Source organism: Bacillus sp. ABA4_010, from assembly GCF_056159105.1.
Genome location: NZ_JBSWUN010000004.1, coordinates 424,557 through 450,131 on the forward strand (window position 1 = coordinate 424,557; position 25,575 = coordinate 450,131).

Here is a 25,575-nt window from a genome sequence, read left to right on the forward strand (position 1 = left end):
TAACCATTTAGCGAATAAGGAGGTGCCGGAACGCCTCCCATGTTTTTGGCTTATTAGTTATACATAGTTAATTAATGGTAGGTGGATAAGGATGAAAACATACAAAGGATATTTAATTGATTTAGATGGAACGATGTATCGGGGAAAAGAGCTCATTGAAGAAGCGCGCGATTTTGTTGCAGCATTAAAAGAGAGGCAGATTCCTTACTTGTTTGTGACGAATAATTCGACGCGTACACCTTGCCAAGTCGCAGAGAAATTGAAAAAGTTTGGCATTCATACGGAAGAAAAACAAGTATTTACAACGAGTTTAGCTACAGCCAATTATTTATATGAGCAAAAACCGAATGGCTCAGCTTACGTCATTGGCGAAGAAGGCATCCAATCTGCGATGCAGGAGAAAGGATTTACTTTCAAGGAAGAGCAACCTGATTTTGTTGTAATCGGTCTGGACCGAAACATCAGTTATGACAAATTGGCGACAGCCTGTTTGGCTGTTCGCAATGGAGCTGTTTTTGTTTCAACAAATGGAGACATTGCTATTCCGACCGAACAAGGACTTCTTCCTGGGAATGGCTCTCTTACTTCTGTGATTGCAGTATCTACTCGCACACAGCCGACCTTCATTGGCAAACCTGAACGAATTATTATGGAGCAAGCGCTACGGGTATTAGGGGTGCCGAAGGAAGAAACATTAATGGTAGGAGATAACTATGATACCGATATTAAAGCGGGCATGAACGCTGGATTAGATACATTGCTCGTCCATACAGGTGTGACAACGAAAGAATTGTTAAATAGTTATGAAACAAAGCCGACTTACACAGTAGACTCGCTTTCGGAATGGATGGAGCGAATTTAGTGGAGAAGAATCCGTCACTGAATCGTTAATATAAACGATACGGTGACGGATTCTTTTCATAAAATAGAATGTTCATGGAGAGCTTGAGAGGTATTGCTTCGCTGCCTCAAGGAATGACAATTATTCCGTATGGGCTGCTCGGTGAGCGAGCCGACTTGAAGCCGCTGCCGCAATCGCGCCTACGATATCATCTAAAAAAGTGTGGCATTTTCCGGATGCTTCTTTATCATTTAACAGACCTAAAATACCTGGTTTTTGTTTATCGATGTATCCATAGTTCGTGAAGCCAATGGATCCATACACATTGACAATCGACAAGGCTAAAATTTCATCAATCCCATATAAACCTTCATCAGTTGATAAAATGGTTTGGAGTGGTTCTTCCAACTTCCCCTGTTCAGCTAATAAATCTAATTGAATGCCCGTTAAAATGGCATTTTGTACTTCACGCTTAGCCAACACTCTTTCCACATTGGAAATACACTCTTCCATGGCTAAATTTTCATGATATTTTGATTGCAAGTAATAGACTAATTCCGCAATGTCGTTCACTGTCACACCTCGATCAGTTAACCATTGCCTTGCTTTTGCTTCAAGCTCCGTAATCACATGTTTTTCTTTCAATCCAGTCACCTAATTTCTTCGTAGTTTATGTTGTTAGTATGGCATTTTGTGTTGAAACCATGTTTGGAGTTTGTAATGTTACTCTATTCAAACATGATGTAACATTATGACAAGTATTGTACAGCCTCTTCATATAATTTTAATAATTTAGAAATTTAAGGCTGCAAAAAGACCATCTTTGGTCAATGCAGTATTGCACAGAAGGGGATGAAATAATGATACAAACCATTCATGAACAATATGGAATCAAGCCGGTGCAGTTAACAGACTTAAACGACTGTAAAAGCTTTCAACATCGCAATATTTTATATATTGTAATGGCTCTCGGCCATTTAGATGAAGAAGAAGTGCAAGAGCTTTACCAAATGAGTCAATTTTTACTTTCTCAAGGAGAAAGGCAGGTTGCATCATTTATGCTGAACAAAAGTGGTGCCATCGTGACCGAAGACAACGGACAGAAGTTCGGGGTTTGCCGCGTTGCTTACTTCGATCGTCCTTCATCTTTTATATACGGAAAAGAACTTGCTTCGTTTCACCAAAAGGGAAAATTATTGCCGTATTCTATTGAAAAGCATAATCGAATTGGGCAATGGAAAAGCTTTTGGGAAAAACGGCTTGATCAGTTGGAGAAATTTTGGGGCATGAAAGTACATGAACATCCGAATAACGAAACAGATAAACGTTTTATTGAGTCATTCCCGTATTATCTAGGTTTGACAGAGAACGCGATTCAATATTTGATAGATACAGAAATTGACGATCTTCCCCGTACTTTCGATGTGGCGGCCATTTGTCATCATCGGTTTACTCCTTCTGTGTGGGAGCGCCAATCCTATTTTAAGCTGCCTTCCGATTGGGTGCTTGACCATCCAAGCCGTGATTTGGCGGAGTATATCCGTTACTTATATTTTAACACAAATTCCCTGCTGGAAAGAGACATCACCAATTTTTTAGGAGAGTATGAAAAGGTTACGCCGCTATCATCGTTTGCTTGGAGATTATTATATGCTCGGCTGCTGTTTCCTGTTCATTATTTTGAGTCGATTGAAGGGTATTATAGTGCAGGAAGCGGAGAAGAGAAGCAAACGTATGAGCGAAATATTGAGACGCTCCTTGATGAAAGTGAAAAATATGAACAGTTTTTAAGGGATTTCTATCAGGTAGTGGGCATTACCCCGAAACGGTATCACATTCCAGAGATTGAATGGCTTCACAGTTGAAACAGCATTATAGTTGAAAGTAAATGTGGTAAGATAAGGAAGATGATGCAATATTTTTTGATAACGAGGTGACAGGGAATGGATAAACCTTATGTATTTATTACACGAAAATTACCAAATCAACTAATAGAGCCGCTCGCTCAAATAGCTCGTGTTGAAATGTGGGAGCATGAAGAACAGCCTGTGCCCCATGAATTGCTTGTTGAAAAGGCGAAAGAAGCAACGGCACTATTGACGATGTTATCGGATCAAATTGATACAAGTGTCATGCAAGAGGCCAAACAGTTGAAACTTATTGCGAATTTGGCGGTAGGGTATGACAATATAAAGGTGGAAGAAGCGACAAAAAGGGGAATTATCGTCTGTAACACACCGGATGTTTTATCCGATACAACAGCGGATTTAACGTTTGGTTTGCTGATGGCGGCGGCTCGGCGTATATCAGAAGCAGCTGAATATGTAAAAAATGGACAATGGAGAGGCTGGAATCCGTATTTATTGGCGGGGCGGGACATTCATCATAAAACGATTGGAATTATCGGAATGGGCAACATTGGACGTGCAGTCGCCAAACGAGCCTCAGGGTTTGAGATGAACATTTTGTACCACAATCGTAGCCGTCATATGGAAGCAGAGCGAGAATTAGGTGCAGTATATGGCACATTTGATGAGGTCATTACGAGTTCAGATTTCATTGTATGTCTTACGCCTTTAACTGATGAAACCCAGTATTTATTTAATGAAGCGGCGTTCAAAAAAATGAAGTCATCCGCCATTTTTATCAATGCTTCACGTGGAGCAGTCGTCGATGAAGAGGCTTTGTTTCACGCGCTAAAAGATGGAGAAATTGCTGGAGCTGGACTAGATGTGTTTGAGAAAGAACCCATTGATCGAGACCATCCGCTTTTATCACTCAACAATGTAACGGCACTACCCCATATTGGAAGTGCGAGTGTCGAAACTAGAACAGCTATGATTGACTTATGTGTTGGGAACATATTGCGGGTACTTAAGAACCAGAAGCCAAAAACAATCGTTAACGGGGAAATGTTATCTCGTTTGAACTAAACCAACAAAACGATGAACGAATGGGTTCATCGTTTTTTTTACAAAATTCGATGCGAATGAGTGTTAAAACATGTTATCATTATTAAAATAAAAATTTTTAAAATATTTAAATTGTTATAAATAGTACATGTGAAGCGATTACATTAAAAAAATAGGCAAAGTTGGGATTGTAAAATTCATATTTTGTCTCTATAATGTCTTTTATACAAACACAAATGTACTTTAAGAGAAAACAAACGGGGTGGAAATGATGGTCAAAAGTATTTCAGTTGGTTTATTAGGACTTGGAACAGTCGGTAGCGGAGTAGTAAAAATCATTGAAAATCATCAAGATAAACTGATGCATCAAATTGGCTGTCCAGTGGAAGTCAAAAAAGTGCTAGTTAAAAGCATTGATAAAAAACGGGATGTAGATATTGATTCCTATAAATTAACGACAAACGTTGAAGATGTACTTCACGATCCAGAGATTGATGTCATTATTGAAGTAATGGGCGGCGTTGAGAAAACACGCGATTACATTTTAACGGCATTGCGAAATAAAAAACATGTTGTAACGGCTAATAAAGATTTAATGGCCCTCTATGGCTCAGAATTGTTAACGGTCGCAGCAGATAATGAATGTGATTTATTCTATGAGGCAAGTGTTGCAGGTGGCATTCCGATTCTTCGCAGCTTAGTAGAAGGGTTGGCATCAGACCGTGTAACGAAAATGATGGGGATTGTTAATGGGACAACCAACTTCATCTTAACAAAAATGAGCAAAGATGGGCGTGCGTATGAAGATGTGTTGGCAGAAGCTCAAGCGCTTGGGTATGCGGAATCTGATCCGACGTCGGATGTAGAAGGACTAGACGCGGCACGTAAAATGACAATTTTGGCTACGCTTGGTTTTTCTATGAAAATCGACCTTGATGATGTACGGGTTAAAGGCATTACACAAATCACGGAAGAAGACTTACAGTACAGCAAGCAGCTAGGATATACGATGAAGCTAATCGGTTATGCGCATCGTACGGGGGAGCATGTGGAAGTGAGTGTTCAGCCGACGTTGCTAGTTGATTCCCATCCACTTGCGTCTGTAAATGATGAGTATAATGCTGTTTATGTATATGGAGAAGCAGTTGGAGAAACGATGTTTTACGGTCCAGGGGCAGGAAGTTTACCAACAGCAACAGCGATTGTATCCGATCTTGTCGGTGTGATGAAAAATATGCGTCTCGGTGTAAATGGACGAAGTGCAGTGGCTCCGCAGCACGCAAAACAATTGAAAGAATCGGATCAAATGTTTTCTAAATATTTCTTGCGCATCCATGTGAAAGACCAAGTTGGTGCGTTTGCTGCGCTGACAACTTTGTTCTCAGAAAGAGGCGTAAGTTTTGAAAAAATCATTCAATTGCCGGTAAAAGATAGTGAATTGGCTGAAATTGTAATCGTGACACATCAAGCGTCGTTAAAAGACTATGAAGAAGTTCTGCAACAATTAAACGATTCAGCTATCGTGGAAAGTGTAAAAAGCAGCTATCGGGTTGAAGGAGATGGAACATTATGATGTGGCGGGGGTTATTGCATCAGTATAGAGAGTATTTACCGATTACAGAAAACACACCAATGCTGACATTAAATGAAGGCAATACCCCATTGCTTCACCTTCCTCACCTTTCTGAAGAACTTGGCATTGATTTGCACGTGAAAATTGATGGTGTTAATCCAACGGGCTCTTTTAAAGACCGAGGAATGGTCATGGCGGTTGCGAAGGCAAAAGAAGAAGGAAGCCAAACGATTATTTGTGCGTCGACTGGCAATACTTCGGCAGCCGCGCGGCATATGCGGCTCGAGCAGGCATGCGTTGTATCGTTGTCATTCCAAACGGGAAGATTGCGATGGGAAAATTAGCGCAAGCTGTGATGTATGGAGCTGAAATCGTGGCGATTGAAGGAAATTTTGATCATGCTTTATCAATGGTTCGTAAATTAAGTGAAACAGCGCCTATTGCACTTGTGAATTCAGTCAATCCATATCGTATCGAAGGACAGAAAACAGCTGCGTTTGAAATTTGCGACCAGCTGGGCAAGGCACCGGATGTATTGGCCATTCCAGTTGGAAATGCAGGAAATATTACTGCTTACTGGAAAGGTTTTAAGGAATACAACGAACATCATCAAACAGGATTGCCGCATATGCATGGATTCGAAGCTGAAGGCGCCGCGGCAATTGTGCGTAATGAGGTCATTGAAAATCCAGAAACGATTGCGACAGCCATTCGAATTGGCAACCCGGCTAGTTGGCAATATGCCGTGAATGCGGCAGCAGAATCGAAGGGCCAGATTGATGAAGTAACCGATGAAGAAATAGTGGCTGCGTACCGCTTAATTGCTAAGCATGAGGGCGTGTTTGCAGAACCTGGTTCAGCCGCATCGATTGCGGGTGTTATGAAACATGTGAAGCAAGGGATCATTCCAAAAGGAGCAACGGTTGTAGCTGTATTGACAGGAAATGGACTAAAAGATCCGAGCACAGCTATTGATGTGAATGATGTCAAACCGATTGTACTGCCAAATGATGAGGAAGAAGTGTTTGCTCATATTCAAGGTGTGGTGGCCGTATGCTAAATTACGAGCGATTGTTCATTACTGTTCCTGCTAGCTCTGCTAATTTAGGACCTGGCTTTGATTCTATTGGTATAGCGCTATCTAAGTATTTGTCTTTAAAAGTAGAACATTCGACGGAATGGGAGTTTATTCCAAAAACGAAGGATGTTGAGGGGATCCCTACAGGGAAAGACAATCTTATGTACGAAGTGGCGGTACAAGTCGCTGATAAGTACAATGTGTCTCTCCCGCCTGTAAAGGTGGAAGTAGAAAGTGATATCCCTTTGGCACGTGGACTCGGAAGTAGTGCTTCGGCGATTGTAGCCGGAATTGAACTGGCGAATGTGTTAGGAGATTTACAGCTTACAATTGAGGAGAAGATGGACATTGCCAGCTTACTAGAAGGACACCCGGACAATGTGGGTCCTTCTTTATACGGAGGGATTGTTATTGGCAGTCATCATGACGAAGTAACACATCTCGTTCATCTTTCGAATCTTGATTTGGATATTGTGGCCGTTATTCCGCAATATGAATTAAAAACAGTCGAGGCTAGAAGCGTTCTTCCTACTCAACTTTCTTATAAAGAAGCCGTTGCGGCAGCTGCAATCGGAAATGTATTGTCTGCTGCATTAGCGAGTCAAAATTGGCGACTTGTTGGAGAAATGATGGAAAAAGACTTGTTTCATGAGCCGTATCGTTCAGCGCTTGTTCCAGAACTTAACATTGTACGCCGTGAAGCGAAAAAGAAAGGTGCCATTGGAGTGGCGTTAAGCGGAGCAGGTCCAACTGTTCTTTGTTTAGCGGAAAAAGGAAGCGGGCAAGAAATCGGAGCCTATTTGCAAACTATTTTGCCTGATTGTGATATTAGTGTGTTAAACATTGATTCAAAAGGTGTTCAAACAGTGAAGGAAGTTAAAGCTAACTCCTACTGATGAGTCGTCTTTTTGGACAAAAAAACGGGACTCCTACAGGGGCCCCGTTTTTTCTGTTAGATTAAAATACTTGTTCTACTTCAATAATTCCAGGTACTTCCTCTAAAAGAGCGCGCTCAATACCTGCTTTTAATGTAATCGTTGAACTTGGGCAGCTTCCGCAAGCGCCAAGTAAACGTAATTTTACGATGCCTTCTTCTACATCGACTAGTTCACAGTCTCCACCGTCACGTAGTAAAAACGGACGCAGTTTATCTAATACTTCTTGAACTTGTTCTTTGATATCCATTTCTGACATATTAATCGACTCCTTCCTTATTATCATTATAAACGGTCTTACTGAAAAAATCTATTCAACTGCAGTCGGTAATGATAACCTATATGTAAAGGGTGAATAGGTTCATTCATTTTGTAAAATGAGTGTAAGGTGACGGGGAAACAATAGTGTTTTGTAGCAAAAAGCTTGAAGGGAAGACAATGAAGAGGGGGAAATAGCATGGGGATGGAAAAAATAGAAATTTGTGTATATGGAGCGGAAATTATTTGTGCTAGCTGTGTAAACTTGCCGTCATCGAAAGAAACCTATGACTGGCTGGAGGCAGCGATTTCGAGAAAATTTCCTGATCAGCCGTTTGATTTAACGTATGTGGACATTCACAGCCCACCTGAAAGTGAAGAGAAAAGAGCATTTGCCCAAAGAGTGGTTGAGGAAGACCTATTCTATCCCGTTGTCGTCATTAAGGGGGAAATAGTAGGAGAGGGAAACCCAAAGCTAAAACGCATTTATGAAGAACTTCAAAAATACGGATATATGCCAAAACAAGCCCTTTAGAGCAGGACTCTAAAGGGCTTGTTGACGTGTGAAGGTAATGGATTATCCGCTATGATTTTTGTACATCCAAAGAATACCTGATTTTAACAAGCGGGCAACACGGCCTGTAATAGGACGCTCAGCAAGTAAACCAAATCCATGTTTTTTCCCGAGAGAGCCGAGTACACCTTTTAATTTAATCGCTGGAAGCTCAGTTGGTAGCTCTTCCCCGTTCCATCGTTTTAAAAGAATTTGTACAATTTGCTCTGCCTGACCTTCAGCTAATTGAGCACTCGGTGCATGAGGAAGGCTTGCACAATCTCCGACTACGTACACATGCTCATCAGAAGGTAAATTATGATGAAGAGTTAATACGACTCTTCCTTGAGGGTCTTTCTCAACATTTAAGTCACGGACGACTTTAATAGGTTGGATACCGGCTGTCCAAACAATAACGTCACTTGGAATGCATTGATCATGATTGTAGACAGCATGTTCTTCTACTTTTGTAATATTCGCATTATTAACAATTTCTACCCCGTGGGATGTAAACCATTCCTGTACATAATTGCTCAATCTTTCCGGGAAAGCAGATAAAATATGTCTGCCGCGATCAAACAGTTTAATAGTAAGATCGGGACGGCTTTCTCTTAATTCACTTGCAAGTTCCACACCACTTAATCCGGCTCCGACAATAGATACAACGGAGTGGGCAGGAAGATTGTTCAGCATTTGGTACGTTTTTCTTGATGCATCAATGGATTGAATGCTGTATGTGTGCTCTTCCGCACCAGGAACATTATGGTATTTATCCTCGCAACCAAGACCAATAACTAAATCATCATAGGTTACATGGTCATCATCTTGTAGATGAATGACTTTGTTATCTAAATCAATTTGTGTTACAAGTCCATATTTGATTTGTAAGCGTGGGTGTTCTGGGAATGTTACACGAACATGTTGATCAGCAATGGTTCCTGCCGCTAATGCATAAAATTCCGTCTTTAAGCTGTGATAAGGGGCTTTATCAATGAGTGTAATTTGGACATCTTCTGGTAGTTGATTGGGGAGAAGTCTTTGTAGTATACGCATGCCGCCATAACCGCCACCAAGAATAACAAGGTTCTTCATGGAAATTTCTCCTTTGCCTTCTATGCATTTATCTATCTGTATATTTGATAACATATTTTATGAAAATAACATTTTATGATAGCACGTTTAATGCTATTGCACCTAAAAGTATAACGAAATTAAAGGAAAATAACAACATGTTTTAGGTAATTTCCAACACAATTTGCTTGTGCTGTTAAATTGACGTTTTCTGTCAAACAAGGTACGATTAAAAAGTTAGTAGAGAGGTGAAAAAGATGATCAAACCCATTGTAGAATTTTGTATTAGCAATTTAGCAAGCGGTTCTCAAAAGGCACTCGAGCAACTGGAAAAAGACTCTAATTTAGACATTATTGAGTATGGCTGTTTAGGGTATTGCGGAAAATGTGCGCATACGATGTTTGCTCTTGTGAATGGAGAAATTGTTACAGCTGAAACACCTGACCAATTAGTGGAGAATGTTTATCAATATTTAGAAGAAAATCCAATGTTTTGAATAAAGTAGGCAGACCCATAAATACTAAATAGACCGAAAGCAATTTCCTTTATGAATGGAGAATTTGCTTTCGGTCTATTTGTCGTGCATCTCGGACACTGGCTGTGTTGGAAAGGTTGCTAAGTCCCTACATCGCTGTTTTTTGCTGTTCGCGAATTTCGTACCAACGTTCTCGAGCCATTTCGACCATCTTTTGATCGCTATCCTTTGAATGGTGTTGAATAATTTTTGAAAAGTAAAGGGCAGCCTGTTTGTCACATTCTGTCCTCCTGCTTAATTCTCCAATCATGTATAAAATCCTGACAACTCCCATTCGTGTGCCGCGGAAATCATCTTTGCTGTATGACTCAATATAGTGCTGTCTGGCATATGACATGAAATGGAGTTCTTGGTCGGATTGCCCTGTCATTCGGTAAAGCCAAGCAAGGCGAAGCAGTAAGCCAGCCATTACAATATGCTTTTCTTTTTTCAATGAAGCACAGTAGATGGATAATTTATAAGTATTAATTGCTTGGTCAACTGTTCTTTCTTTCCCGTAGTTTTGCTTATTCCATTGACTGCATATTTTTTCTTTAATAGAATCGAGTGAATTTGGAGGAAAGTAGGGAACAAAGTCATCTGTTGCTGAAAAACCGCAATGTGGACACACATTAACATGGTATAAAATAGGATTTAGTTCGTCGTTTTGATAGTGCGTATAAAAGTCAGTGTCGTATTTAACGGCTTTAATAAATCGTAAACGAATTTTTTTAGTTGTGTACTTCTGATGACAAACCATACAGGTGATAGTGCGGTCGTAAAGTGGAAGCAACTGATTCATTTATCCTATCTCCTTTCCTTAGTATTTAAGAAAATGCTCGCTTTTATAAATATATTATAAACCTTTATAACTACTTTTAGGGAGAAATACACTAAAAAAACTACTGAAAAAATGTGAGGTGTAAACGAGTAGGATAATAGTTATAGTGGTGGGAAGAAAGGTAAAAAGGGGGAGGAGAGCATAGAAGGAAAGAAGCATAATAAAAACCCCTCGATTAAAGCAATCAAGGAGTTTAAAACGGGGGATGTTTATATTGTGCTCTTTTGCAGATATCTTTATACTATTAAACAATAAAAAAATTTCTGGAGCGGAGGAATTGATGTGAAAAGCTTTCAATTTACCAAAATGCACGGACTTGGAAATAATTATATTTATGTGAATATGTTTGAAGAACAATTGCAGGAGCATGAACTATCAGAGTTGGCTGTCAAAGTGTCTAATGTATATACAGGGATTGGGTCTGACGGGATGATTTTAATTTGCCCGTCTGATGTAGCTCCCGTTAAAATGCGGATTTTTAATAATGATGGATCAGAAGGGAAAAATTGTGGAAATGGTCTGCGTTGTGTCGCTAAATATGCATACGAGCATAATCTAGTACAAACGGAAACGTTCCATATTGAAACATTATCGGGATTAGTGGAAGCGCACGTACAAGCAGAAGAAGGCATTGTTCAAAGCGTGACAGTTGATATGGGCGAGCCGCGTTTAGCGAGCCGTGAGATTCCGATGACCGGCCCATTACAAGACCTTGTGGTTGGAGAAGCGGTGACCTTTAATGAAGAACAGTATGAAATGACTGCTGTTTCAATGGGAAATCCTCACGTTATCTTTTATGTGGAAGACATTGAACATGCGCCTGTAACAACATTAGGTCCAATTGTCGAGAAACACTCGATGTTTCCAGAAGGGGTTAATGTGGAGTTTGTGGAAGTCGTAAAGGAGGACGAATTGCACTTTCGAGTGTGGGAGCGAGGGTCAGGTGTGACACAAGCGTGTGGAACAGGAGCTTGTGCAGCAGTTGTTGCCTCTGTCTTAAACGGCCACACAGCCAAAGGAGTACCGACAACTGTTCACCTAGCAGGTGGTGATTTAGTTATTACGTGGAAAGAAGATGGCACTGTGCTTATGACAGGACCAGCTGAGACGATTTGTACTGGAACGTACTATTATTAACACTTTCTGCGGCAGATTATTTGTTGATAGATGCTAATCAGAGTATACTAATAAAAGAATCCGCCTGATTGGCTAACTGTTATCTATGTCCAACATGACCGGCAGCTGGGAGAGCTCCCTTCTCAGATTTTTTCGGTACTTATTAGGACCCTTTTGGAACCCATTTGAGGAAAGTTGAAACCGAGAAGGAGTCAATTGGAAGGATGGAAGCGGGTCATTAAAAGAAACAGTTAAATGTATATAATGAAAAAAGGGAGGCTAAAGAACATGAGTGCAGATATTTTAACAATTACTGAAGCAGCAAGCTTTCAAATAAAAGATATGATGAAAGAACATGGCGAGTTGGATGCTTACTTACGCGTTGCGATTCAAGGTGGCGGTTGCAGCGGTCTTTCTTATGGTATGGGGTTTGATCATGAAATTAAAGAAGGCGATGTGCAGTTAGAGCAGCACGGAATTAAAGTGCTTGTCGATAAAGACAGTGCGCCGGCTCTAAAAGGAACAAAAATCGATTTCAAAGAATCCATGCTTGGTGGAGGCTTTACGATTGATAATCCGAATGCCATTGCTTCCTGTGGTTGCGGGTCTTCTTTCCGAACAGAGACAAACGCTGGTACACCGGAAGAATGCTAAATCTAAAAATGACGAGTGCCGTGGGCGCTCGTCATTTTTCGGTTAAAACATGGAAGTACTGTGTAAAGGTTGTACTCTTGCTTTTGGATCAATGAAGGCTTTCGCATTATTGACGGCTGTCGGACCTTCGCCAAATCCGGCAACAATGAGCTTTACTTTTCCTTCATATGTGCAAATGTCTCCAGCCGCGTAAATCCCAGGGACATTTGTTTCTTGTTTTGTATTCACAAGGATAGAATTTTTTTCAATTTCTAGTCCCCATTCTTTAATAGGACCTAAAGAAGAAATGAAGCCGAAATTTACAATGACATCATCGACATCAAGCACTTCTTTCTCTTCACCTTTGGCACCTTCTAACACGACTTGGGAAATGCGATCTTCCCCAACAAATTCAACAGGAACGTAAGGTGTTTTAACATCTACTTTTGAATTCGTCAATAATTCTACACTGTGCTCATGGGCACGGAATTTGTCGCGTCGATGAACAATTGTTACTTTCTCAGCAATCGGCTCAAGCATCAGAGCCCAGTCTACAGCGGAATCTCCGCCCCCGCACACAACAACCTTTTTCCCTTTGAATTTATTCATATCATCAACAAAATAATGAAGATTTGTTTTCTCGAATTTTTCTACTCCGTCCAATTCAATTTTTCGAGGTTGGAACGCACCGTTTCCAGCTGTGATAATAACGGTTTTGGAGTAGTGGATTTCATTATTTGTAACGAGTTTAAAGATGCCGTCTGCTTGCTTTTCGAGCTTTTCGACAGCTTGCTCTAAGCAAATGGTTGGATCGAATTTCGCCATTTGTTCTTTTAAATTATTAATTAATTCTTGTGCACGGACTTTTGGAAATCCAGCTACATCATAAATGTATTTTTCCGGGTAAAGCGCAGAAAGCTGACCACCTAATTGAGGCAAGCTTTCAATAATTTTGACGCTTGCTTGTCGCATTCCACCGTAAAAAGCAGTAAATAAACCTACAGGTCCTCCGCCGATAATGGTAATATCGTATACTTTTTGATCTTCCTTCATTCTCGTCACCCCTTGAATATGTAAATATGTCACCATGTTTTATGATAGCACAACTTATAGGAAAAATATTGATGAACGTATTGGTTTTTCATGAAAATATAGCGTTGTTATTAGCACAACGGTAGAGGCAGAATACGTTAGTCATGAACTTCCAAAACAGAGAATGAGTAAATAAAAGCCGCTGTTGAATTGGTGAACATGGTAAGAAATTCCGAAAGCTTATTGGTATATAAAGCAAGAATATTCGCTCTTCCATCTAAAACGTAGTCAAAAATGTGCGTGAAGGCTAGTGGCGGTAGAAAGAAGTGAATTTTGTCTTGAAAAAGTTTGCGAAAAGACATATGATGTTTGGTAGGCATATTGTTAAGATTTTATGACAATTTTATCACAACTTTCGTACATTTTCGGTTGAGTACGTGAAGTAATTCACAAACATTGTGCAACACTTTGAGGCAAGGCGACGGATAGGAACGAAATGAGATGTTTACAATAATGAAAAAACACCGGTTCCATCGTCAAACTAAAGATAATAATAAAACATTTTATAGAAAAGGTGGATGACATTGCAATGAGAAAGCCTAAAATTGTAATTCTTGGTGCTGGTTACGGCGGTCTAATGACGACTGTTAATCTTCAAAAGAAGTTAGGAGTTAGCGAAGCCGAAATCGTACTTGTCAACAAAAACGACTACCATTATGAAACAACTTGGTTGCATGAAGTATCTGCTGGTACATTGCACCACGATCGTTCTCGCTTTAAAATTGCTGACGTAATTGACAAAAGCAAAGTGCAATTTGTTCAAGATACAGTCGTTGATATTAAAACAGAAGAAAAGCGTGTCATTTTAGAAGGCGGAGAAATTGAATTCGACTATTTAGTAGTTGCGCTTGGATACGAGTCTGAAACATTTGGCATTAAAGGATTAAAAGAACATGCCTTCTCACTTGCAAACATTAACGCTGCTCGTCAAATTCGTGAGCATATTGACTATATTTTCGCTACGTACAACAACGAACCGGTTAGACGCGATGAGTTATTAACAATCGTTGTAGGGGGTGCCGGCTTTACTGGTATTGAATTAGTAGGCGAACTAGCAAACCGTGTCCCTCAATTATGTAAAGAATTTGATATTCCACGTGAAAAAGTACGCATCGTCTGTGTAGAAGCAGCACCAACGGCTTTACCTGGATTCGATCCGGAGCTAGTTGAGTATGCAGTAACGCAATTAGAGCGCAAAGGCGTTGAATTCAAAATCGGTACAGCCATTAAAGAATGTACGGAAGATGGTATTATCGTTGCGAAAGACGATCAAGTAGAAGAAATTAAAGCTGGCACAGTAATTTGGGCTGCTGGTGTACGTGGAAGTCATCTGATTGAAAAAGCTGGCTTTGAAAACATGCGTGGCCGTGTTAAAGTAGAGCCGGATTTACGTGCACCTGGACATGAAAACATCTTTATCGTTGGTGACTGTTCATTGATTATCAATGAAGAAATTAACCGTCCATATCCACCAACAGCGCAAGTTGCTATGCAAGAAGGTGTGACATGTGCGAAAAACTTAGCTGTATTAGTACGTGGTCAAGGTGAGATGGAAGCATTCAAGCCTGACTTGAAAGGAACAGTATGTTCACTTGGACATGACGATGCAATTGGTATCGTGTTTGACCGAAAACTATTCGGTTCAAGTGCTTCGTTCATGAAAAAAGTAGTTGATAACCGTGCATTATTCTTACAAGGCGGAGCGGGTCTTGTAATGAAAAAAGGTAAATTCAACTTTTTCTAAAAATAAAAAGTAAGAGGGCATGACGTGTTGCGCATGTCCTCTTTTTCTATACTAGGAGGAACAAGACGTCTTTTCTGTAACTAACTAGACATGGAAGCTCATGGCTTCTTTGAGAGGGGATTGCTTTTTTCCCTCATTTTGTTATTTATGTGGATTCATATACACCTTTTTAGTACACTAAAATAGGATGTGTACAGGAGGTGAGAGCACCATGGAAATGAGTATTCCCGTTTTACTAATATCTATTCTGCTATTTTTTGTCTTATTCTTTGGAATCGGTTTCTTACTGAATATGTTACTGAGAATGTCATGGATCATGGCCGTATTATATCCTATCATTTTCGTTTTAATTGTTGATGATATAAGATTTATTGAATACATCCAGCAGCCAGGCGACTCTTTCGCTCATTTAGGAGAGAAAATTACGTCTTTGGCCGTTGCTGATATCGCTATTTTAACATCTGGTTTGATAGGAGCGATTGTCTCTGGCCTTGTCATTCGTTGGCTTCGTGCAAAAGGATATCGAATGTTTTAAAGCAGAATGGCAAGAAGAGAGGAATCGGTTCACTTCCTCCAGTCTGCTGAAAAATCCGTTATAAAAATTCCGTAAAACAAAGGAATTTTTATAACGGATTTTTTATTAAAACACCAGTTCTACCCGTCAGGTCTCACTTTTTGAAACGCTTTGGTTCTTAGTTTTTATCACCCATCATGTTATGCCACATCCTTGTGAAAATAGGTTTGTAAAAATATGGAATAAATTCCTTCGCGCATAATTTCTTTTCGATTTGGAAAGGAATAGAATCGTGAGAGGAGTTGTCATATTCGTAATGATTAAAAAAATAATGAAACGATTTAGTATGACGTTATTGTTTATCGGTGCCTTCATTACAACAGGGGAGTCGATATCCGGTGTAGAAGCAAAAACCATTGTAAATTGGGTACATGAACGTACACCATGGCAAAGCTCTAATTCGTCTTTTTCCACGTACTCTTATCAAGACAATAATTACAAAGCTCATTCATTATCGTATAAAGCCGTATTTCGTCAAAGTCAGGACGCGATGCAAATTTCAAGTGAACAGATCGTTTCTAAAACGCAAACCGGAACGTTGGAAACCGAGATTGATTGGTCGAAATATCCAACTGCAAGTGTCATAGCGACTGGTTATACGGCTGGATATGAATCAACAGGGAAAAATCCAGGAGATGCCTCTTATGGTATTACATACTCTGGAGTAAAGGTGAAGCGTGATTTATATTCAACCATCGCAGCAGATTTAACAGTGTTTCCGATTGGAACAATTTTGTTTATCCCCGAGTATGGTTATGGGGTAGTCGCGGACAAAGGCGGTGCTATTAAAGGGAACCGGTTAGATTTGTATTATGAAACAGTACATGACGTATATAATTCTTGGGGGAAGCGAACTTTAGAGGTGTATGTTGTGAAGCGAGGAACCGGGACATTGACTGAAGAAGAACTAACGATGTTAAATGAAAATGAATCAATGCAAGTATTTCGCCAGCAATACATTAAAACAAAGTCTTCCTAAAACGTGAAGATGCCATCAGCGGAAACGCAAGCGGTGATGGCATCTTTTTCTATGCTCTTTTCTTAGAAAAGAGGGAGTTTTGCTTTTCGGTTTGAGATAACGTGAGTCATTTTCAAATCGCATTTTTTTATTAATGGTAGAACAAAGATCGTTACGGAAGGAGAAAATACATAACATAAGCAATGATAATACCTGTGATGGCCCCAAAGAATACTTCAATTGGTTGGTGGCCAAGCAATTCTTTTAGCTTTTCTTGTTTTTGCTTCTCTGCTTGCTCTGGCCACATTTTCGCTTCTGTAATAAAAAGGTGGAAATCTTCTACGAGCCTATTCAACACGATTGCTTGTTCACCGGCATGTCGGCGTACGCCTGTTGCATCAAACATGACAATGACAGCAAAGATTGTTGAAATGGCAAAATAGGGAGAACCCGTTCCTTCAGATAATCCGATGGCCGTTGTTAAGGCCGTGACCGCAGCGGAATGCGAGCTTGGCATTCCTCCAGTGCTAAATGCAAGCCCCCAATGGAATTTTCTTGTCGCGATAAATTCAATCGGCACTTTTACGACTTGAGCAAATATGATCGCAACAAATGCGCTTAAAAGTGGGAAGTTTGTGAATATCTCCATAAATTTCGCTCCTTTACATGAAATGATTAACAGATTATTTCGGCTTTTGATATCATATACTATATAATCTTTCCCTGAAGAAAAGTGGTTGAATCTATAAGGGAGGAGAGAGAATGTATTTCTATCCTCTAGAATACTATGAATTTTTTATTAAATTCAATGAAGGAGATTATTATACCTGTCATGATTTATTGGAAGAGCTGTGGATGTTGGAAAAAAACAATTTATTTTTAAAAGGTTTACTTCAAATGACGGTGGCCCTGTATCATTACGGATACGGGAATGTAAAGGGGGCAAGAGCAATGATGACGGCGGCATATCACTATTTACAGCCATATCGTCCAGTCTACTGGGGATTGAATGTAGAACAGGTTATGGAATTTATTCAGCAATGCCGACAACTCATTCCTTCTGACGTAGAGGTTGTTCCATTTGCACACATTCATCGTCTGCCTGTACTTCCACATTTAATTTTATATTTAGAAGAGTAATGGAGAGGAGCGCAACCATGTTTACAGTAAAAAACCAGTTTGAGTTACAACAAGAAACGGAAGCGTTGGTGATTGGTCTTTTTCATCAAAACCAACAGCCGCAAGGACTGATAGCGGACCTTGATGAGGCGCTTGACCACCAATTAGTAACGTTTATTAAAGAAGGGGATATCGATGTTAAAGCCAAACAAGTGTCCAAAATACATACGCTTGGAAAGCTTGGCGCTAAACGATTGTTTTTTGTGGGACTTGGCAAAAAGGACAAATTGACGGAACAGGTCTTGAAGGAAGCATTTGGTTCATTGTTCCAAACACTGCAAAAAGCGAAGATTCAAGAGGTTTCCGTCGCGTTAGATACGTTTGTGACAGATGAACTCGACACATATGATGCAGCTCATGCGTTAAGCGAAGCGTGGCCACTTTCTACCTATAGATTTGAAAATTATAAGCGGAAGTCAAACGAGCCGGATAAAAGCTTAAGGCATGCTACTATCTATACAAACGGAGATGAAAAAGAGCTTCACGCTGCTTTAACGGTCGGTTATACATATGGAAAAGCCACGAATTCTGCTCGTACGCTTGTCAATTTGCCCGGCAATATGTTGACGGCGTCTGATTTGGCTGAGTATGCCCGAGAACTAGCTCGCATATATGATTTTGAGCTAGAAATACTAGAAAAAGACGAAATGGAAAGGCTCGGGATGGGGGCATTGCTCGCTGTTAATAAAGGATCAGTTGAGCCTCCTAAAATGATTGTGTTGAAATATCAAGGAAAAGAACAATGGGAAGATGTCATCGGTCTTGTAGGGAAAGGTATTACGTTTGATACAGGTGGTTACTCGCTCAAGCCGAAGGATGGAATTGTTGGAATGAAAACCGATATGGCCGGTGCTGCCTCTGTATTAGGTGCTATGGAAATTATCGGTGAATTAAAACCGGAACAAAATGTCGTCGCGGTGATTCCTTCTACTGATAATATGATTAGCGGAGAAGCATTAAAGCCGGATGATGTGATTACATCGATGAGCGGGAAAACCATTGAAGTACTAAATACCGATGCAGAAGGACGACTTGCTTTAGCAGATGCTGTCACATATGCGAAACATCATGGTGCGGATTATTTAGTGGATGTGGCGACGCTCACGGGGGGCGTTATTATTGCATTAGGCATGCATACGACAGGAGCGATGACCAACAATGAGGAATGGCTCAAACAAGTGACGGAAGCGAGTAGTGAGGCCGGAGAGCCGATTTGGCAACTTCCGATTTTTGAAAAAGATAAAGAACGTGTGCGCGGCAGTAAGGTTGCGGATTTAAACAACTCTCCGGGACGTGAAGGCCATGCGATTATGGGTGGCGCGTTTATTGGAGAGTTTGCGGAAGGAACGCCGTGGGTTCATTTAGATATTGCTGGAACATCGGAAACGAAAGCTGCCCATGCTTTAGGACCTGAAGGAGCGACGGGAGTAATGGTTCGTACGCTCGCGACACTTGTGCAACGATTTGAAAGGAAGTAATAGAAAGCTGGTCATGTGTTAGAAGCATGACCAGTTTTTTTGATGTGGTCTTCTGTAGTGATTTAAAAATTTCCATTGACAAATTTTTTATACATACTATAATAAATTTATATTTTAATTCTCTAATGATTTACCACATTAAAGAAAAAGGTTCGGGGGTTTCATCAATGAATGCAGTTATTCTTGCCGTTCTCGCGATGCTTGTTTTAAGTTTGCTTCGTGTGAACGTCGTTTTCTCTTTAATTATTGGTTCCATGGTTGGAGGTCTTGCCGGTGGCCTTGGTTTAAATACAACCGTCGAAGTGTTTACAGGCGGATTAGGAAACAGCGCATCCGTTGCGCTAAGCTATGCATTGCTTGGAGGCTTCGCTGTCGCGATTTCCAAAACGGGATTACCTGAAGCAATTGTACAATTCGCGTTAAAAGTAGTAGGGCGAAAGGGCGATTCTAAAGGAAAAGCTTTATCAAAAGTTTTAATCGTCTTAATTATTTTGGCAATGGCGTGTTTTTCACAAAACTTAATCCCAATTCACATTGCATTTATTCCTATTTTAATTCCTTCTTTACTGCGTGTATTTAACGAATTACAGTTAGACCGTCGCTTGATCGCAACAGTAATCACGTTCGGTCTTATTACACCATACATTTTCTTGCCAACAGGATTTGGGGCGATTTATCACGATATTGTCTTCGGAAATATGCAAGAAGCGGGAATGACTATTAATAAGACAGATATTCCAGCAGCGATGGCCATTCCAGCATTAGGAATGTTAGTTGGTTTGTTAGTTGCCGTGTTCTTCTCTTACCGTAAGCCGCGTGTGTATGAAGAGGTTGACATTGTTGAAAATGATTCCAAAACAGGTTATACGAGCAGAGGAATTACAGCTGCTTTAGTAGCGATTGTTGCCTCTTTAGTCATTCAACTTCAGCTTGATTCGATGATTTTTGGCGCATTAGCTGGGATTATCGTTGTATATTTCAGCGGAAGCATCAAATGGAATGAAGCGGACAGCATGCTTACAGACGGTATGAGAATGATGGCTTTTATCGGATTTGTCATGTTATCGGCATCTGGGTTTGCTGCGGTACTTCAAGAGACGGGTCACATTGACACACTTGTGCAAAACTCAGCTAATTTAATCGGCAACAGTAAAGCAGTCGGCGCATTGGCTATGCTGATTATTGGATTATTGGTCACAATGGGGATTGGTTCTTCGTTTTCAACAATTCCAATTATTGCGGCAATCTTTGTTCCATTATGTATGGAGCTTGGCTTTAGTCCATTGGCAACCATTGCAATTATTGGAACAGCCGGTGCGTTAGGCGATGCAGGTTCACCAGCGTCTGATAGTACGTTAGGACCGACATCTGGTTTAAACATTGACGGACAGCATAATCACATTTGGGAAACATGTGTCCCAACATTTATTCACTACAATATTCCATTAATTGTGTTTGGGTGGATTGCTGCATTAGTTTTATAAGTTCGATGACATCCCTGCATGGAACAGTCTGTGCAGGGATGTTTATTTTGGAAAAGCGTACTGAATTGCGGGTACAATAAGGGAAAGGAGCGTGGAAAAATGTTTTTTGGTAACGTGAAGTCGACTTCCTCAACCGATTGTCGGGTCCCCCCTAATCAGCATGTTACGACTAAGTTTCCGGTTTTGCATCATGGTAATGTTCCGACCTACTCGGATTTAAGTGAATGGAGTTTAACGGTTTTTGGTCTTGTCGAACAGCCTCAAATCTTTACATATGAGCAGTTAATGAATTGGCCTCAGACGGAAATTTTTAGTGACATTCATTGTGTAACAGGCTGGTCAAGGCTTGATAATTGTTGGACGGGAATCTCGTCATCAGAGCTCGTCAAGCATATAAAGGTCCAACCAACAGCACGTTATGTAATCTTCCATGCAGAAGAGGGTTGGACATCGAATCTTCCGCTTTCTGATTTTTTGGAAGCCACGACGCTGTTAGCTCATTCCCACAACGGGGAGCCACTTACTCCTAAACATGGCTTTCCACTTCGCGCCGTTGTTCCTCATTTATACTTTTGGAAAAGTGCCAAATGGCTGCGGAAAATCGAGTTTACGGAAGTAGATCAACCAGGTTTTTGGGAAAGAAATGGTTATCACAATTACGGAAACCCGTGGAAAGAGCAACGTTTTTCTTGGGATTAAACAACGATTGCTTTTTACTACAATGTTTTTCTATAGCAAGCTGCCTAATATGCGATGTTTGTCCGCACGCATCATTTGACGGGGACATATAATAGACAAAAAGGGCAATGTGAACGTTCCTCACAATTCCATTGCTCTTTTTTGGCAAGTATGATATTGTTTACGGAAATACCTAAAATGAGGTGATTGGAAATGAGAAGCGTAACGTTAACGGATATTTTTACCCATCCGATTGCTCAAAAATATTTGAAACGATCAGGTGTTGCCCATGCTGTTTCTGTCGCTTATCATGCCTATCGTCTTTCCATGCAGTTTAATGTTAATCCTGATTTAGCGACAAAGGCTGCTTTGCTGCATGATGTTGGACATTATGAATGGTATACAGACGGACAGTGGGATTATCAAAAATATAAAGAAAATGATATCCATGCCATTAAAGGTGCGGAAAGAGCCCATAAGTTACTCATCCGCCTTGGAGAAGAGCCTCAAAACGCGAAAGAGATTGCCCTAGCTATTTTATTGCATACGGACTCGTACTTGCCAGAAGGAACGTTAAAGCAGCGTCCTTTGCAAAAGGTTGTTCGTCTTGCTGATGAAGCCGACGAAGAACCTGGTGGAAAACATCACTATCGCCAAATGAGCGATTCTCAAGCACTCAAAAAAATAAAAGAACTTGATGGGAAAATTGATCAATGGCTTCAATATAAACCAATGGAACAGTTTGGCTCTTAAAACAGCAATGATATAATAATCATTGCTGTTTTATATTGGACAAAAACGCTTAATATGTGGGTTGGTGTGCCGGAAATGCCATCATATGCTGACTAATGGCAGGAGATAAGAAAAAAGCGTAGAACATACAGAAGATGAAAGATACGATGAAAGCGATAGAGAAGGAGAGGATTTATGATGGATGTGAAAAATACACTAATCGAAACGTTGGGGATTGAAATTACTCATTTAAGTCAAGAAAAGGTTGTCGCCACCATGCCTGTTGATGAACGTACAAGGCAGCCTTTCGGTTTACTGCATGGAGGGGCTTCTGTTGCCCTTGCAGAGACTGTGGCGAGTATTGGCGCCTATGCATGTGTAGACAAAGAAACGGAAGCTTGTGTGGGGTTGGAAATTAATGCGAATCATATTCGCGCTAAGCGTGAAGGGATTGTGACGGCGACTGCTATTCCGCTTCATAAAGGAAAAACGACGATGATTTGGGAAATTAACATTAACGATGAAGATGGAAAACTAATCTGCATTTCCCGTTGTACCATGGCCGTCTTAAAGAAAAAATAAGAATGATGAAAAGTAAATACATCACGAGCTATGCCCCTTTATTATCCATTGTTTTATTTAGTATGTCGTTAGGCATTTACGTAAGCTTTTTTTTATTAGACCTTTTTCGATCTTTAGGAATTTACGAAGGGCTAAGGATCTTTTTCTCTGAAACACAATTAGCGCTGACCTTATTTTTGCTGTTAAGTTTTTTCTTTTTTATGCTGTTTGCTGCGCTAAAGTTGATAGGAGATACATTAATGGATGTTTCCTTTTTTTTATTTTCTAAAAATCAGGAAGGGGAACACTTCCAAACAAATAAAGGGACACTTCTTTTTTTGATTGGCTCCGTTCTGTCCATTTTTGTTTCCCATTCATTGCTATGGATTGTAATCATCGTTGCGGTGACGGCTTGTAGCTATTTTATCTATGTCGTATATGCATTAAATGGCTTATTCAAACCGTTATCGTTTGTCGGTTTTATCTTCTTTCACATCTTGGCATGGGCAGTTTTTTTTACAGGCCTCCTATACCTCGCTCTTACGTTTTATCACAGTATGTTGAAAAGTCTCCCTATTTGAGGGGAAGTTTTTGTGCAAACTACATAGTGAGATTATTTCATGTAAAGTGAAAAGAGGCTGTCTAATAAGTATCAAAATTTTCGACGAAATGATCGTTCTTCTCTTTATGCAAAATAGACCGTTTATCAAAACCCGTAATACTCCTCGGTTTTGGTAATGGTCTATTTTGCAGGGGGTGTCTGAAAAGAGGTGGTGTTTCTCTTTTCAGACACCCCTTTTTTGTTTAAAGAGTCATGATGCTACGGAACAGACTGGGTCGTTTCCATAAGTTGTTTCCAAATAAGCAAATGCGGACTTTGTTTAGAGAGTGCTTGGTTGTTTTTTGGTTGATCGCTTCCAACCCAGACACCAATCGTATAATGGTCGTTCAGACCGATAAACCAGAAATCTTTATACGCATTTGTCGTACCGGTTTTTCCTCCATTATAACCTTCAGCCATTTTCGCTTTTTGAGCGGTGCCACTGTTAATGACCTCTTGCAACAATCCTCTCATAATGCTATTTGTCTCTTTTGACCAGACACGTATAGGAGTGTCTTTCCACTGGTACAATACTTTTCCATTGGGATCTGTTACTTTGACAATTGCGTGAGACGGGCTGTAGGTTCCGTCATGAGAAAAGACGGTATACGCACTTGTCAGTTCAAGTGGTGTTACGCCGTATGTCCAGCCTCCGACAGCCGCTGCTGCATGATAATCTAAAGGATGGATGTGTCCAAATTGAAAAGCTTCAAGGTATTGAAAGGCTGTTTCGATGCCCAGTTGATGGAACAGGCGAACAGCAGGCGTATTATACGAATGTTTAAAGGCCGTTTCAATAGGGACCATTCCGTAATAGCGTCCGCTCGCATTTTGGGGGCAATACCCATTGAGGCAAAAGGCTTCACCGCTCACGAGATGGTTGGTCCCTACTTGTCGTTCATTAATGTAAGGGGCATAGACAAGCAGCGGTTTAATGGCGGAGCCAGGCTGGCGCACTGCTTGGTAAGCGCGGTGAAAATCTGCTTTTTGATAGTCTTTGCCGCCCAGAATGGCGCTGATTTGGTTCGTTTGATGATCAATGATGACGGCTGCACCGTTCACATCGGTTTGAGGAAGCGCATTTTTTAAAGTAGAACTTCCTTTTTCCTGAAGAGTGGTAGAAAGACCGGTATGAATGTGAACACCGGACTGGAGTACGTCTCTTACTCGCTTTGTTAGTTCTTGTTGAATGACTCCTTTTTCTTGTTCTGTTGCTGATTGCAGGCGTTTGGTGAATCCCTCACTTGATGAAATGAGTTCTGTAAACTCTTCTTGAACGTACGTCGTATAATCAGGATAAGCGTCTTTGCCTTTTGAAAGGTTTAAGGAAATCGGTTGTTGCTGCGCTTGTTCATAATGTTGTTCATCAATTTTTTGTTCTTTCAGCATTTTTTCAAGAATAAACTGCTGGCGCAACGCCGTTTTCGGTGCTGGAGCCAAAGGGTCGTACAAGCTCGGATTATTGGGAATAGAGGCTAAGAAAGCCGTTTCCGCCAATGTTAAGTCCGTGGCTTTCTTACTGAAGTAATACGAGCTAGCTGTTTCAATGCCGTAAATTCCATGACCGAAATAAATGCTATTTAAATATAGCTCCAAAATTTCCGCTTTGGTTAATTGCTGCTCAAGCTGGTAGGCATAATACAATTCATTCAGCTTGCGCTTGTAAGACCGTTCATGAGTTAAAAACAAATTTCGCGCCAGCTGCTGAGTAATGGTACTGCCTCCTTGTTCAATGGACTGGCTTTTTATATTCACGGCAAAGGCGCGAATGATGCCGCTTATATCAAAACCTTGATGCTCGTAAAAATGTTGATCTTCTGTTGTCAAAAAAACATCGATGACCGTTTGGGGTATGTGCTCAATTGATATATACTTTCTCCTTTCCCCATAATGAATTTCAGAAAAGACACGACCATTTTTGTCATACAAATAACTGTTTTGGGGAAGGGAGATTTGTTGAATCTGCATTTTTTGCTGGATGGCTGTATGAACAGATTGAATGCCATTCCATTCGGTTGCTGCCAAAAAAAGAACGATGGCAAACAAGGGCAGTTGAATACCCAATAGGAGAAACCCTGCAAACGTCCTCAAATCCTTCACTCTTTCTCTAGTTCGTCTATCATGCTTGTCATTGTAGCAAATGAAAGGGTGAAGTGCTACAGGAAAAT

The 25,575-nt window shown here is 40.5% G+C and carries 25 protein-coding genes and 2 pseudogenes; 20 read left to right on the forward strand and 7 right to left on the reverse strand.

Features of this window, described 5'->3' with window-relative positions:
- The first annotated feature begins 91 nt into the window (after positions 1-91).
- Positions 92-862: a TIGR01457 family HAD-type hydrolase gene (locus ACXAEO_RS21645; protein ID WP_474884973.1), complete on the forward strand. Its 771-nt coding sequence runs from the start codon at positions 92-94 to the stop codon at positions 860-862.
- A gap of 120 nt (positions 863-982) precedes the next feature.
- Here the strand turns inward: ACXAEO_RS21645 and ACXAEO_RS21650 are convergent, their stop codons facing one another.
- Entirely contained in the window at positions 983-1,486 is a 504-nt protein-coding gene (locus ACXAEO_RS21650) for a phosphatidylglycerophosphatase A family protein (protein WP_474884975.1), read from the reverse strand.
- 215 nt (positions 1,487-1,701) lie between these two features.
- On the opposite strand from ACXAEO_RS21650, the gene yutH reads away from it, so the two are divergent.
- From yutH to thrB, 5 genes and pseudogenes are all read left to right on the forward strand, one after another.
- Positions 1,702-2,706: a spore coat putative kinase YutH gene (gene yutH, locus ACXAEO_RS21655; RefSeq protein WP_474884977.1), complete on the forward strand. Its 1,005-nt coding sequence runs from the start codon at positions 1,702-1,704 to the stop codon at positions 2,704-2,706.
- 78 nt (positions 2,707-2,784) lie between these two features.
- Positions 2,785-3,774 carry a 2-hydroxyacid dehydrogenase gene (locus tag ACXAEO_RS21660; RefSeq protein WP_474884980.1) on the forward strand — a complete coding sequence of 330 codons (990 nt, stop codon included), beginning with the start codon at positions 2,785-2,787 and terminating at the stop codon, positions 3,772-3,774.
- 250 nt (positions 3,775-4,024) lie between these two features.
- Complete coding sequence (locus ACXAEO_RS21665) at positions 4,025-5,326, forward strand: homoserine dehydrogenase (RefSeq protein WP_474885132.1); 1,302 nt, start codon at positions 4,025-4,027, stop codon at positions 5,324-5,326.
- Positions 5,326-6,386: pseudogene (gene thrC / locus ACXAEO_RS21670) on the forward strand (threonine synthase). Before ACXAEO_RS21665 ends, thrC begins: the two are co-directional and overlap by 1 nt.
- Positions 6,380-7,300 carry a homoserine kinase gene (gene thrB / locus ACXAEO_RS21675; protein WP_474884982.1) on the forward strand — a complete coding sequence of 307 codons (921 nt, stop codon included), beginning with the start codon at positions 6,380-6,382 and terminating at the stop codon, positions 7,298-7,300. The pseudogene thrC and the gene thrB overlap by 7 nt, the downstream one beginning before the upstream one ends.
- Positions 7,301-7,361: 61 nt before the next feature.
- On the opposite strand, the pseudogene ACXAEO_RS21680 reads toward thrB, so the two are convergent.
- Positions 7,362-7,653, reverse strand: a pseudogene (locus ACXAEO_RS21680) (NifU family protein).
- A gap of 143 nt (positions 7,654-7,796) precedes the next feature.
- Between ACXAEO_RS21680 and ACXAEO_RS21685 the strand changes: the two are divergent.
- Positions 7,797-8,132, forward strand: coding sequence for a YuzD family protein (locus ACXAEO_RS21685; protein ID WP_474884984.1), 336 nt, complete (start codon positions 7,797-7,799; stop codon positions 8,130-8,132).
- A gap of 42 nt (positions 8,133-8,174) precedes the next feature.
- On the opposite strand, the gene ACXAEO_RS21690 is transcribed toward ACXAEO_RS21685, so the two are convergent.
- Complete coding sequence (locus ACXAEO_RS21690) at positions 8,175-9,242, reverse strand: NAD(P)/FAD-dependent oxidoreductase (protein ID WP_474884987.1); 1,068 nt, start codon at positions 9,240-9,242, stop codon at positions 8,175-8,177.
- 236 nt (positions 9,243-9,478) lie between these two features.
- Between ACXAEO_RS21690 and ACXAEO_RS21695 the strand changes: the two genes are divergently transcribed.
- Positions 9,479-9,718: a YuzB family protein gene (locus tag ACXAEO_RS21695; RefSeq protein ID WP_474884989.1), complete on the forward strand. Its 240-nt coding sequence runs from the start codon at positions 9,479-9,481 to the stop codon at positions 9,716-9,718.
- A 127-nt stretch (positions 9,719-9,845) separates the two neighbouring features.
- Here ACXAEO_RS21695 and ACXAEO_RS21700 read toward each other — a convergent pair whose 3' ends face one another.
- On the reverse strand, positions 9,846-10,538 hold the full coding sequence (locus ACXAEO_RS21700) for a DUF2225 domain-containing protein (protein ID WP_474884990.1): 693 nt from the start codon (positions 10,536-10,538) through the stop codon (positions 9,846-9,848).
- A 321-nt stretch (positions 10,539-10,859) separates the two neighbouring features.
- Between ACXAEO_RS21700 and dapF the strand changes: the two genes are divergently transcribed.
- Positions 10,860-11,714, forward strand: a complete 855-nt coding sequence (gene dapF, locus ACXAEO_RS21705; protein ID WP_474884992.1) for a diaminopimelate epimerase — start codon at positions 10,860-10,862, stop codon at positions 11,712-11,714.
- A gap of 267 nt (positions 11,715-11,981) precedes the next feature.
- A complete protein-coding gene (locus ACXAEO_RS21710; RefSeq protein ID WP_474884994.1) occupies positions 11,982-12,347 on the forward strand; it encodes a HesB/IscA family protein in 366 nt (121 codons plus the stop codon).
- Between the two features lie 42 nt (positions 12,348-12,389).
- Here ACXAEO_RS21710 and ACXAEO_RS21715 read toward each other — a convergent pair whose 3' ends face one another.
- Positions 12,390-13,379, reverse strand: coding sequence for an NAD(P)/FAD-dependent oxidoreductase (locus tag ACXAEO_RS21715; RefSeq protein WP_474884995.1), 990 nt, complete (start codon positions 13,377-13,379; stop codon positions 12,390-12,392).
- Positions 13,380-13,947: 568 nt separating this feature from the next.
- Between ACXAEO_RS21715 and ACXAEO_RS21720 the strand changes: the two genes are divergently transcribed.
- The 3 genes from ACXAEO_RS21720 (at position 13,948) to ACXAEO_RS21730 (ending at position 16,715) form a co-directional block, all read left to right on the forward strand.
- Entirely contained in the window at positions 13,948-15,162 is a 1,215-nt protein-coding gene (locus ACXAEO_RS21720) for an NAD(P)/FAD-dependent oxidoreductase (RefSeq protein WP_474884997.1), read from the forward strand.
- Positions 15,163-15,373: 211 nt separating this feature from the next.
- Complete coding sequence (locus ACXAEO_RS21725) at positions 15,374-15,697, forward strand: YuiB family protein (RefSeq protein WP_474884999.1); 324 nt, start codon at positions 15,374-15,376, stop codon at positions 15,695-15,697.
- 295 nt (positions 15,698-15,992) lie between these two features.
- On the forward strand, positions 15,993-16,715 hold the full coding sequence (locus tag ACXAEO_RS21730; protein ID WP_474885001.1) for a 3D domain-containing protein: 723 nt from the start codon (positions 15,993-15,995) through the stop codon (positions 16,713-16,715).
- A gap of 151 nt (positions 16,716-16,866) precedes the next feature.
- Here the strand turns inward: ACXAEO_RS21730 and ACXAEO_RS21735 are convergent, their stop codons facing one another.
- On the reverse strand, positions 16,867-17,343 hold the full coding sequence (locus tag ACXAEO_RS21735; protein ID WP_474885003.1) for a divergent PAP2 family protein: 477 nt from the start codon (positions 17,341-17,343) through the stop codon (positions 16,867-16,869).
- A 113-nt stretch (positions 17,344-17,456) separates the two neighbouring features.
- Here ACXAEO_RS21735 and ACXAEO_RS21740 point away from each other — a divergent pair, with 113 nt between their 5' ends.
- The 7 genes from ACXAEO_RS21740 to ACXAEO_RS21770 all read left to right on the forward strand — a co-directional run bounded on the left by ACXAEO_RS21740 (position 17,457) and on the right by ACXAEO_RS21770 (position 23,387).
- Positions 17,457-17,834, forward strand: a complete 378-nt coding sequence (locus ACXAEO_RS21740) for a DUF309 domain-containing protein (protein ID WP_474885005.1) — start codon at positions 17,457-17,459, stop codon at positions 17,832-17,834.
- 17 nt (positions 17,835-17,851) lie between these two features.
- The gene (locus ACXAEO_RS21745; RefSeq protein ID WP_474885006.1) at positions 17,852-19,351 is read left to right on the forward strand and encodes a leucyl aminopeptidase; all 1,500 of its coding nucleotides are present in this window, start codon (positions 17,852-17,854) and stop codon (positions 19,349-19,351) included.
- A 167-nt stretch (positions 19,352-19,518) separates the two neighbouring features.
- On the forward strand, positions 19,519-20,835 hold the full coding sequence (locus ACXAEO_RS21750) for a Na+/H+ antiporter family protein (RefSeq protein ID WP_474885009.1): 1,317 nt from the start codon (positions 19,519-19,521) through the stop codon (positions 20,833-20,835).
- Positions 20,836-20,934: 99 nt separating this feature from the next.
- On the forward strand, positions 20,935-21,534 hold the full coding sequence (locus ACXAEO_RS21755; RefSeq protein WP_474885011.1) for a sulfite oxidase-like oxidoreductase: 600 nt from the start codon (positions 20,935-20,937) through the stop codon (positions 21,532-21,534).
- Positions 21,535-21,726: 192 nt separating this feature from the next.
- A complete protein-coding gene (locus ACXAEO_RS21760) occupies positions 21,727-22,266 on the forward strand; it encodes an HD domain-containing protein (protein WP_474885013.1) in 540 nt (179 codons plus the stop codon).
- Between the two features lie 177 nt (positions 22,267-22,443).
- Positions 22,444-22,827, forward strand: coding sequence for a hotdog fold thioesterase (locus ACXAEO_RS21765; protein ID WP_474885135.1), 384 nt, complete (start codon positions 22,444-22,446; stop codon positions 22,825-22,827).
- Positions 22,828-22,829: 2 nt separating this feature from the next.
- A complete protein-coding gene (locus ACXAEO_RS21770) occupies positions 22,830-23,387 on the forward strand; it encodes a DUF5366 family protein (protein WP_474885014.1) in 558 nt (185 codons plus the stop codon).
- 239 nt (positions 23,388-23,626) lie between these two features.
- Here ACXAEO_RS21770 and ACXAEO_RS21775 read toward each other — a convergent pair whose 3' ends face one another.
- Positions 23,627-25,471, reverse strand: a complete 1,845-nt coding sequence (locus tag ACXAEO_RS21775; RefSeq protein WP_474885016.1) for a transglycosylase domain-containing protein — start codon at positions 25,469-25,471, stop codon at positions 23,627-23,629.
- Positions 25,472-25,575: the final 104 nt, after the last annotated feature.

Excerpts from the sequence above, each read along its gene's own strand:
- ACXAEO_RS21735 (WP_474885003.1), bottom strand. The coding sequence starts at position 17,343 with ATGGAGATATTCACAAACTTCCCACTTTTAAGCGCATTTGTTGCGATC.
- ACXAEO_RS21695 (WP_474884989.1), top strand. The coding sequence starts at position 9,479 with ATGATCAAACCCATTGTAGAATTTTGTATTAGCAATTTAGCAAGCGGT.
- ACXAEO_RS21690 (WP_474884987.1), bottom strand. The coding sequence starts at position 9,242 with ATGAAGAACCTTGTTATTCTTGGTGGCGGTTATGGCGGCATGCGTATA.
- ACXAEO_RS21665 (WP_474885132.1), top strand. The coding sequence starts at position 4,025 with ATGGTCAAAAGTATTTCAGTTGGTTTATTAGGACTTGGAACAGTCGGT.
- ACXAEO_RS21725 (WP_474884999.1), top strand. The coding sequence starts at position 15,374 with ATGGAAATGAGTATTCCCGTTTTACTAATATCTATTCTGCTATTTTTT.
- ACXAEO_RS21660 (WP_474884980.1), top strand. The coding sequence starts at position 2,785 with ATGGATAAACCTTATGTATTTATTACACGAAAATTACCAAATCAACTA.
- ACXAEO_RS21700 (WP_474884990.1), bottom strand. The coding sequence starts at position 10,538 with ATGAATCAGTTGCTTCCACTTTACGACCGCACTATCACCTGTATGGTT.
- ACXAEO_RS21760 (WP_474885013.1), top strand. The coding sequence starts at position 21,727 with ATGAGAAGCGTAACGTTAACGGATATTTTTACCCATCCGATTGCTCAA.
- ACXAEO_RS21765 (WP_474885135.1), top strand. The coding sequence starts at position 22,444 with ATGGATGTGAAAAATACACTAATCGAAACGTTGGGGATTGAAATTACT.
- ACXAEO_RS21740 (WP_474885005.1), top strand. The coding sequence starts at position 17,457 with ATGTATTTCTATCCTCTAGAATACTATGAATTTTTTATTAAATTCAAT.
- ACXAEO_RS21710 (WP_474884994.1), top strand. The coding sequence starts at position 11,982 with ATGAGTGCAGATATTTTAACAATTACTGAAGCAGCAAGCTTTCAAATA.
- yutH (WP_474884977.1), top strand. The coding sequence starts at position 1,702 with ATGATACAAACCATTCATGAACAATATGGAATCAAGCCGGTGCAGTTA.
- thrB (WP_474884982.1), top strand. The coding sequence starts at position 6,380 with ATGCTAAATTACGAGCGATTGTTCATTACTGTTCCTGCTAGCTCTGCT.
- ACXAEO_RS21770 (WP_474885014.1), top strand. The coding sequence starts at position 22,830 with ATGATGAAAAGTAAATACATCACGAGCTATGCCCCTTTATTATCCATT.
- ACXAEO_RS21715 (WP_474884995.1), bottom strand. The coding sequence starts at position 13,379 with ATGAAGGAAGATCAAAAAGTATACGATATTACCATTATCGGCGGAGGA.
- ACXAEO_RS21685 (WP_474884984.1), top strand. The coding sequence starts at position 7,797 with ATGGGGATGGAAAAAATAGAAATTTGTGTATATGGAGCGGAAATTATT.
- ACXAEO_RS21730 (WP_474885001.1), top strand. The coding sequence starts at position 15,993 with ATGATTAAAAAAATAATGAAACGATTTAGTATGACGTTATTGTTTATC.
- ACXAEO_RS21750 (WP_474885009.1), top strand. The coding sequence starts at position 19,519 with ATGAATGCAGTTATTCTTGCCGTTCTCGCGATGCTTGTTTTAAGTTTG.
- ACXAEO_RS21745 (WP_474885006.1), top strand. The coding sequence starts at position 17,852 with ATGTTTACAGTAAAAAACCAGTTTGAGTTACAACAAGAAACGGAAGCG.
- ACXAEO_RS21645 (WP_474884973.1), top strand. The coding sequence starts at position 92 with ATGAAAACATACAAAGGATATTTAATTGATTTAGATGGAACGATGTAT.
- ACXAEO_RS21755 (WP_474885011.1), top strand. The coding sequence starts at position 20,935 with ATGTTTTTTGGTAACGTGAAGTCGACTTCCTCAACCGATTGTCGGGTC.
- ACXAEO_RS21720 (WP_474884997.1), top strand. The coding sequence starts at position 13,948 with ATGAGAAAGCCTAAAATTGTAATTCTTGGTGCTGGTTACGGCGGTCTA.